Annotated in this window: 7 protein-coding genes; 4 read left to right on the forward strand and 3 right to left on the reverse strand. The window is 59.9% G+C overall.

Annotation, left to right across the window (positions count from 1 at the left end; genetic code table 11):
- Positions 1-2 precede the first annotated feature (2 nt).
- A complete protein-coding gene (locus ABOK31_RS19520) occupies positions 3-1,592 on the reverse strand; it encodes an aromatic amino acid lyase (protein WP_349957275.1) in 1,590 nt (529 codons plus the stop codon).
- Between the two features lie 283 nt (positions 1,593-1,875).
- Between ABOK31_RS19520 and ABOK31_RS19525 the strand changes: the two genes are divergently transcribed.
- A complete protein-coding gene (locus ABOK31_RS19525; protein ID WP_349957276.1) occupies positions 1,876-2,208 on the forward strand; it encodes a DHCW motif cupin fold protein in 333 nt (110 codons plus the stop codon).
- Positions 2,209-2,274: 66 nt separating this feature from the next.
- Here the strand turns inward: ABOK31_RS19525 and ubiB are convergent, their stop codons facing one another.
- Both ubiB and ubiE read right to left on the reverse strand, forming a co-directional pair.
- The gene (ubiB, locus tag ABOK31_RS19530) at positions 2,275-3,849 is read right to left on the reverse strand and encodes a 2-polyprenylphenol 6-hydroxylase (RefSeq protein ID WP_349957278.1); all 1,575 of its coding nucleotides are present in this window, start codon (positions 3,847-3,849) and stop codon (positions 2,275-2,277) included.
- A 62-nt stretch (positions 3,850-3,911) separates the two neighbouring features.
- Positions 3,912-4,688 (reverse strand): bifunctional demethylmenaquinone methyltransferase/2-methoxy-6-polyprenyl-1,4-benzoquinol methylase UbiE, encoded by a 777-nt coding sequence (gene ubiE, locus ABOK31_RS19535; protein ID WP_349957279.1) that lies wholly within the window; start codon positions 4,686-4,688, stop codon positions 3,912-3,914.
- A gap of 246 nt (positions 4,689-4,934) precedes the next feature.
- Here ubiE and mutM point away from each other — a divergent pair, with 246 nt between their 5' ends.
- From mutM to rpsT, 3 genes are all read left to right on the forward strand, one after another.
- Positions 4,935-5,825 (forward strand): bifunctional DNA-formamidopyrimidine glycosylase/DNA-(apurinic or apyrimidinic site) lyase, encoded by an 891-nt coding sequence (gene mutM, locus ABOK31_RS19540; RefSeq protein WP_349957281.1) that lies wholly within the window; start codon positions 4,935-4,937, stop codon positions 5,823-5,825.
- Between the two features lie 36 nt (positions 5,826-5,861).
- Complete coding sequence (locus ABOK31_RS19545; RefSeq protein WP_349957283.1) at positions 5,862-6,635, forward strand: enoyl-CoA hydratase; 774 nt, start codon at positions 5,862-5,864, stop codon at positions 6,633-6,635.
- Positions 6,636-6,828: 193 nt separating this feature from the next.
- Positions 6,829-7,104, forward strand: a complete 276-nt coding sequence (gene rpsT, locus ABOK31_RS19550) for a 30S ribosomal protein S20 (RefSeq protein ID WP_004108374.1) — start codon at positions 6,829-6,831, stop codon at positions 7,102-7,104.
- Positions 7,105-7,976: the final 872 nt, after the last annotated feature.

Genomic DNA, 7,976 nt, shown 5'->3' on the forward strand with positions numbered 1-7,976 from the left:
AATCATCCGACGCTCGTGACGGTGTCGTGATAAAGCCGCTCCTCGACCCGCTCCAGTGAGCCGAGCGCGAAGAAATCATCATAGGCGATGATGGGCTTGTGGGCGATCAATTCCGAAACGAAAGCTTCGGAAGCCAGTTCCTCCTCGATCGCCTCGACTTCGGCCGAAAGAGGACGATCGACCACATAGAAATCCGCATGTTTGCGTACGACCTCATAGAGCATACGCGCCACGCCTTCCGGCTTGTCGCCGAGAATGTCCATCGCCTGGGCCGAAAGCAGCGCTTCCAGGGCTGCCAGACGCTTCAGCGCCCGCATCTGCCGCTCGAAGCGTTCGATGACGAGTGGCAGGAAGGCGGCCTCGTCTTCCATGCCTGCAGCAACCACCAGCGACTGTGCAGAGACCGGATTGGACATGGAGAGAACGCGTGAGAAGATTTCGCCGGCAAGCTTGATGATCGGGCCGAAGCCGGTGGCGATCTTGCCCTCCGGCACGAGATTGACGGGCAGGCCGCGCCGCTGGCCATTGCCGAGCAGGACGCAGCGATTGAAGGCATTGCGGGCCGCATGCGCCATGCAGATGACAGCGCCTTCGAGCAGAATGGTGACATCGAGCGGCAGCGAACCGCCAGAGGTCATGACGCGGCCATCGACGATGACGGGATTGTCGTCCGAGCGGCCGGTGGCGGCAAGAATCTTGTGGCCGGCGGTCAAAAGGTTTTCGATGACGGCCCCGAAGACCTGGGCGATCATGCGCAGACTCAGCGGATCCTGCACATGGGTCGCGACCGGCCACGGCCATTCGTCCGAGGCGTTGCAGAGCCATGCGCCGATCAGGGCTTCGCGGGGGGTGCCGACATGGCGCACCGAAATCCAGGGGTCGCGCGAAGCACCGAGCGCGCCGGCCGCCATCATGCCGGTCGCCAGCAGGACGCGGATCGAGGCGGCGGCATTGCGGGTTGTCTCGGCGGCGGCGGCGAAGCTGACGGCGTTGACACTGAGCGAGGCGAGGCTGTCGCGCGGCATCATCCTGACGGGAGCGATACCGGCGGCATCGAAGGCGTCAGCCGCCTGCATGCGGCGGCCGCGATAGACGGCCTCGCCGACGCCAGTCAGAACGGCGCCGATCTGGCCCATCAGGCCGATATCCGCGCAGCCGATCGAGCCGGTGCGGCGGACAACGGGAATGACATCGGCGCTGAGAAGCTGCAGGTAGGACTGAATCAGCTCTTGCGAGCATCCGACCTGGCCGGTGAGAGCGGTGTTCACCCGGATCGCCATGGCATTGCGCACGACCGACATGGAAAAGGGTGCGCCGGTCCCGAAGTGATGAGCACGCACGAGGCCGAGATTGAAGGCATCCAGATCTTCGGGAGACCACTCGACATCCTTCATGGCGCCGACGCCGGTCGTAGAGCCATAGACGGGCATGCCGGATTGGATCGTGCTTTCGAGAACGCTGCGCGCCAGCCGCACGCGCGCCATGCCGGCTTCCGATGCGGAGGGCAGGGCGACGCCCGCCCCGATCCGCACCAGATCGCTGAACCCAAGGGGTTGCCCGGTGAGTTCGATGCCGGCTCTCTGACGCTCCATGTCTTTTGTTCTCCTTTTTCGCAAGGCTATGCGAGCCTTATCGACAATGGGATATCCCAAATGCCGAACACCTGATGTGCCATGCGAGCGAGAGTACACGCAAAGCACGCGGTCGCATCATGCATTATAGCCGAAAGAGAGATACATCCGCTCCCGTCGCGACGGCTGCCTTTAAATTCAGCGCGGCCTGCTTGTTCGAAGTCGATGGCGACAGGATTGACGAACGGGCTTTGCAGCCGTTTCTATGCGGAACGATCCGTTCAACACCCGGAAAATCATTGCGATGAAGATTCCTGAACTGCCTTTTACGGTAACGAATTGGGATGAGATTGCCCCCACCAGACATGCGGGCGAAAGCGGCCATGCGCTCTGGCGGACATTGAACATCGGGGACATCCGCGTTCGGATTGTTGAATATACGCCCGGCTATGTTGCCGATCACTGGTGTGATCGCGGCCATATTATCTATGTGCTCGAAGGTGAATTGATCTCCGAGCTGAAGGATGGGCGGATATCGATCCTCACTCAAGGCATGAGCTATCAAGTGTCCGATTTCGGCGACGCTGCACACCGGTCATCGACAAAGACAGGCGTCAAGTTGTTCATCGTCGATTAAAATCGCACTAGGAAGAAACGCAGCTTGGTTGATGGGCCGCTGCAGCCACAATGACGCGGCCGCACGTCAACCCAGATGCCAGGCGATGTAGAGCAGCGTTAGCGCGATCACCCAAAGCGCAAGGCGGCCGGAGCGGCTGTGCTTGGCTTCCGACTTGCCGATCGCTTCCGCCGTCTGCGGATCGAAGCGCAGGCCGTTTTCGCTCATGTGCAGAAGCTCGTGATGGAATTTCTCCGTCTTGGCAGCGATTTCGGGTGCCGCTTCGGCAAGCTTCACGGCAGCCTTCAACCCGTCCTTCAGATCGGTCATGATCCGCTTCGGGCCGAGATTGGTGCGGATCCAGTCGCCGACGACCGGTTCCGAAGCCTTCCACATGTTGAAGCGCGGATTGAGCATGCGCGACACGCCCTCGACCACGACCATGGTCTTCTGCAGCATGACAAGCTCGGGACGCGTCTCCATGTCGAAGAGTTCGGTCACCTCGAAGAGCAGGGTCAAAAGCTTGCCCATGGAGATCGTCTCGGCCGGCTGGCCGTGGATCGGCTCGCCGATCGCGCGGATGGCCTGGGCGAAGCTTTCCATATTGTGGTGGCCGGGTACGTAGCCGGCTTCGAAATGCACTTCGGCGACGCGGAGATAATCGCGGGTGATGAAACCGTAGAGGATTTCGGCGAGGAAGCGGCGTTCCTTCCTGCCCAGGCGGCCGACGATGCCCATGTCGACGGCGACGATCATACCTGTGGGATCGACGAAGAGATTGCCGGGATGCATGTCGGCATGGAAGAAGCCGTCGCGCAGCGTGTGGCGCAGGAAGGACTGGATCAGCGTATCGGCAAGCGTGTTGAGATCGTGGCCTGCGGCCTTCAGCCCCTCAACGTCGGACATCTTCACGCCGTCGATCCATTCCATGGTGATGACGTCGCGGCCGGTGCGTTCCCAATCCACCTTCGGAACGCGGAAACCGGGGTCCTTCTCGGTATTCTCGGCAATTTCCGAGAGCGCAGCTGCTTCGAGCCGCAGATCCATCTCGACCTTCGTCGTCTGCTCGAGCGTCTTCGTGACTTCCACCGGCCGAAGACGGCGGCTGGAGGGCATGAAACGCTCCTGCATCCCCGCCACGAGATACATTGCCTTGATATCGTTGGAGAAGCGCTGGCGCACGCCTGGCCGGACCACTTTGACCGCAACGCGCTTGCGCCCTTCGGTCGTGTCGATCTCCGCCGGATGTACCTGCGCTATCGAGGCAGCCGCGATCGGCTCGCCAAAGCTGGCATAGAGATCGTCGATCCGCCGGCCGAGTGACGATTCGATCGCCGCCGTCGCCGTTTCATGCGGAAAGAAGGCCATCCGGTCCTGAAGCTGCGACAGGTCGTTGGCCATGTCGACGCCGACGACATCGGGCCGCGTTGCCAGGAACTGGCCGATCTTGACATAGGACGGGCCGAGCCGTTCCACCGCCTTTGCAAGCCGGTCGCTGCGCGCCTGGCTCTTTGCCTTGCGGCGGGCAAAGATGCTGACGAAGGATTTGGCCAGGCTGACGGAGGGCGGCAGCCCTTCGGACGGCAACGCCATGACCACGCCTTCGCGCACGAGCACCCAGCCGACCCGGACAAGGCCGAAATATGCGCTGAAAGCAGTCATAGCGCCTCAAGGTCTCTAGAAGCGGAGGCCGCAAGCCGCATCACATGGCTCGACATCATGCTTCAGAGCTTCCAGCCGGAGTGCAGCGCGGCGATGCCGCCGGTATAGTTGGTGAAGCTCACGCGCGAGAAGCCGGCCTCGCGGATCATCGTCGCAAAGTCCTGCTGGTTCGGGAACTTGCGGATCGATTCCACCAGATACTGATAGGGCTCGGCATCACCCGTGATCGCCTTGCCGAACTTCGGAATGGCGTTGAAGGACCAGGTGTCGTAAACGCGGTCGAGCAGCGGCAGGTCGACTTCGGAAAATTCGAGCACGAGCAGCCGGCCGCCGCGCTTCAGCACGCGGTAGGCTTCCTTCAGCGCGACATCGATGCGCGGCACGTTGCGGATGCCGAAGGCGATCGTATAGGCGTCGAAGGAGTTGGGTTCGAAGGGAAGTTCCTCGGCATTCGCCTCGACGAAGGTGAGATTGTCCGAGAGCTTCTTCTTCTCGGCACGCTCGGCGCCGACGGCAAGCATCGAGCCGTTGATGTCGAGCACGGTTGCGTGCGCCAGCCGGTTGGATGCCTCCACGATGCGGAAGGCGATGTCGCCCGTGCCGCCTGCTACGTCGAGCACCTTGTAGGCGGGATCCTTGCGCGGGTTGAGCGCCGCGACCATTCCATCCTTCCAGGCGCGATGCATGCCCATGGACATGACGTCGTTCATGACGTCATAGCGCTTGGCGACCTTGTGGAACACCTCGTTGACGAGGCCTTGCTTTTCGCCATCGGCTACGTCGCGGAAGCCATAGGATGTTTCCATGCCGCCATCGGCGGAGGTGCGGCTGTCTGCCATCGGCTCAACTCCGTTACACTCCAGCGTCGCGCGTTGTATGTGACGCGCAAAGATCGCTGTAACACTTTAAATCCGCTGCATAATCTAATCCCCAGGTCGATCTCGGCCTAAGGAATTATGCAGTATTCGGCGGCGGACCATAGCGAAATCGCGTTTGCCACGCTATCTCATCAGCCAGATCACCAGCCGCAATGTCTTGGGCTATAGCTCAGATCATAAGCGGTTGAAACACAAAGATGGATAGCCATGCCGGAATTACCAGAGGTCGAAACCGTCAGGCGCGGGTTGGTGCCCTCCATGGAAGGCGCCGTTCTCAGGGAATTGGAGCTGCGCCGCAACGATCTGCGCTTTCCCTTCCCCACCGATTTCGCTCGGCATGTTTCGGGCCGCGGCATCACGTCGCTGTCGCGCCGCGCCAAATACCTGCTGATCGATCTCGACGACGGCAAGACGATCATTGCGCATCTCGGCATGTCCGGTTCGTTCCGGGTCGAAGCCGGTCGGGTCACGCAAACACCCGGCGAGTTCCATCACGCACGCTCGAAGGATGAGAAGCACGACCACGTCGTCTTTCACCTGACGGGCGCCGATGGCGAAGCGCGTGTTATCTATAATGACCCGCGTCGTTTCGGCTTCATGGACATCGTCAGGCGGGCCGACATGGTCAGCCATCCCTTCTTCCGCGATCTCGGCCCGGAACCGACGGGCAATGAACTCGGCGCTGATTACCTAGCTAAGCGTTTTCTCGGCAAGGCCCAGCCGCTGAAGAGCGCGCTGCTCGACCAGAAGAACATCGCCGGCCTCGGCAATATATATGTATGCGAAGCGCTGTGGCGCTCGCATCTGTCGCCGTTGCGCCCTGCCGGCACGCTGGTCACGGATGCCGGCAAACCAACGGAAGCGTTGCTGGCGCTGGTCGACGCGATCCGCGAGGTCATTGCCGATGCGATAGCCGCAGGCGGCTCGTCGTTGCGCGATCATATCCAGACCGATGGCTCGCTCGGCTATTTCCAGCATTCCTTTTCCGTCTATGATCGTGAAGCGCAGCCTTGCGGTACGCCCGGTTGCGGCGGTACGGTCAGTCGCATCGTCCAGGCGGGGCGCTCTTCTTTCTATTGCGCCTCCTGCCAAGGCTGATTGAAGGGCCAAAGCTGATTTTAAAGGGAGAGAGAAGTGGCTTACGAAACCCTCATCGTCGAAACACATGGGGCCGTCGGCCTCATCAGGATCAATCGGCCGCAGGCGCTGAATGCGCTGAATTCAACGGTCCTCTCCGAGTTGAAGCAGGCCTATGCCGCGTTTCATCTCGATGATGCCATTGGTGCGATCGTGCTCACCGGTTCGGAAAAGGCCTTTGCCGCCGGCGCCGATATCAAGGAAATGCAGGCGCTCGATTTCGTCGACGCTTACAAGAATGATTTCTTCAGCGGCTGGGCGGAGATCGCCAATGCCCGCAAGCCTGTTATCGCGGCGGTCAGCGGTTTTGCGCTCGGCGGCGGCTGCGAAGTCGCCATGATGTGCGATTTCATCATCGCCTCGGAGACGGCGAAGTTCGGCCAGCCGGAAATCACGCTCGGTGTCATCCCCGGCATGGGCGGCTCACAGCGTCTCACGCGTGCTGTCGGCAAGGCGAAGGCGATGGATCTGGTATTGACCGGCCGGATGATGGATGCGGCGGAGGCGGAGCGTTCGGGCCTGGTGGCGCGTGTCGTGCCGGCAGACAAGCTCCTGGACGAAGCGTTGGCTGCCGCCGCCAAGATCGCATCGCTATCGCTGCCCTCGGTGCTGATGGCCAAGGAAGCGGTCAACCGCGCTTTCGAAACCACGCTCGAGGAAGGATTGCGCTTCGAGCGCCGTCTGTTCCATAGCCTGTTTGCCACGGAGGATCAGAAGGAGGGCATGGCCGCCTTCGTCGAGAAGCGCAAGCCGTCCTTCAAAAACCGCTAAGAGCCTGGATTCAGGAATTACGCGGGTTTGGCGAGAATCCGCGTTGACGCCGCGGCTCATTCCGGTTATATGCCCGCCACAGTTTGGAAAGCCGCTCTGGTTTTCCGCAATTGCTCCCGCATTGCTGGATGAAGTGGCCGCAGGGCCCGCGCTGCAACGATGGAGTTTTGTTCGAATTCTAAGAGAGGCATACATGGCCAATACTACCTCGGCGAAAAAAGCGACCCGCAAGATCGCCCGCCGCACCGATGTCAACAAGGCTCGTCGCTCGCGCGTTCGCACGTTCGTTCGCCAGGTCGAAGAAGCCATCGCATCGGGTGATGCAGATCGCGCAAAGGCAGCTTTCGTTGCTGCCCAGCCGGAACTGGCTCGCGCAGCCACCAAGGGCGTGCTTCACGCCAACACCGCTTCCCGCAAGGTTTCGCGTCTTGCCAAGCGTGTGAAGGCTCTTTCTGCCCCGACTGCATAATCTTTCGTTAACGATTTAATCGTTAGAGTTAAGCCCGGCCCTCGTGCCGGGCTTTTTGGATTCGGCCAAAAAATTGCCGCATTGCCAAAAATGGCCGGTCGATCATGTCATTGACGTGACAGAAATATACCTTTGGAAACAAGGGCTTGCGGCAGGATATCCCAGCGCTGGGTGATCTGCATGACGCATTGCCGGCTCACAACTGAGTCAAGGGATTTTTTATTTTTTTTCTTTTGAAAGCTGTGAGAATCGCGTTCGACAGGAATCTCTTTGATTCAACAGCGATTCTTTTTTGAAGGGCTTGTGACAGTCAAAAATGGCCTCCCGAGTCAATGGCTGCCTCTTAATTTTGTGTAAAATTCATCGTTGATATCTGCCTTCGATCCTGCCTAAATGGATTTCAACAAGGGGCGCGGATCTCACCTGAAACAGCTTCGGCAAACACCGTCACTAAAGACGGTGTGGGTGGTTTTGTCTCTTGTAACGGAGCAGTTCAGTTTCGTTTTTTCAAACAGTTGACGAGTAAAAACCGGAAGCGGCAGCGCTTGCGGAACGAGGAAGCTTGTCTATCCTTTGCAGCCCAATTTATTGGCGCGGCTGCGGGGAGGGGAGAAAAATTGACAGCTGTTGGAGTGTTCAGTCGGAATACGAGGGCCGATTGATACTCCGGTTACAGACGTTGAGACGAAGACAGCTTTAAAGAGCGGTTTTCGCCACAGTGTTTCTGTAAAGCCCGCTGGCCGGGCGTGGCTGATGAACCGGTATGCGGCGCAGCTTGGGACAACGAGCGCGATCGTCATGCCATGGCGAAGAACCAAGGGCGGCAGTGAAGTGCTCTCGCCCTATAAAGAGACTTTGGAAGGCGGCACTAT

It is taken from the genome of Rhizobium sp. ZPR4 (genome assembly GCF_040215725.1).
GTDB lineage: Bacteria > Pseudomonadota > Alphaproteobacteria > Rhizobiales > Rhizobiaceae > Rhizobium > Rhizobium rhizogenes_D.